Genomic DNA, 839 nt, shown 5'->3' with positions numbered 1-839 from the left:
TTCACCTTGAGCGCTGACGGCAGCTACAGCTTCACCCCTGTGGCCAACTACAACGGCCCTGTGCCGCTGATCACTTATGTGTTAACCGACGGCTCGAGCACTGACACCTCGACCTTGACCATCACCGTCACCCCAGAAAACGACAATTTCACGGACGCCAACGAAGTCATTTCGGTGGCCGAAGACAGCAGTGCCACCACCGGCAGCGTCTTAACCGGCACCAGCTCGGTCGATGGCGACGTCACGGTACAAAGCTTTAGCATTGATGGCGTGACCGGCCCCTTGACCTTAGGCCAAGCGGTCACCATTAGCGGTGTCGGCAGTTTCACCTTGAGCGCTGACGGCAGCTACAGCTTCACCCCTGTGGCCAACTACAACGGCCCTGTGCCGCTGATCACTTATGTGTTAACCGACGGCTCGAGCACTGACACCTCGACCTTGACCATCACCGTCACCCCAGAAAACGACAATTTCACGGACGCCAACGAAGTCATTTCGGTGGCCGAAGACAGCAGCGCCACCACCGGCAGCGTCTTAACCGGCACCAGCTCGGTCGATGGCGACGTCACGGTACAAAGCTTTAGCATTGATGGCGTGACCGGCCCCTTGACCTTAGGCCAAGCGGTCACCATTAGCGGTGTCGGCAGCTTCACCTTGAGCGCTGACGGCAGCTACAGCTTCACCCCTGTGGCCAACTACAATGGCCCTGTGCCGCTGATCACTTATGTGTTAACCGACGGCTCGAGCACTGACACCTCGACCTTGACCATCACCGTCACCCCAGAAAACGACAATTTCACGGACGCCAACGAAGTCATTTCGGTGGCCGAAGACAGCAG

General features: G+C 58.0%; 1 protein-coding gene. It reads left to right on the top strand.

All coding sequences use genetic code 11. From position 1 onward, the window contains the following. Positions 1–839: tandem-95 repeat protein (locus H5164_RS19780; RefSeq protein ID WP_182757382.1), on the top strand; the 839-nt coding region annotated here is incomplete at both ends.

This window comes from Shewanella sp. SG41-3, assembly GCF_014164545.1.
GTDB lineage: Bacteria > Pseudomonadota > Gammaproteobacteria > Enterobacterales > Shewanellaceae > Shewanella > Shewanella vesiculosa.
The sequence above is the reverse complement of the archived record's forward strand: the minus strand, read 5'-3'. Positions and strand labels throughout refer to the sequence as shown.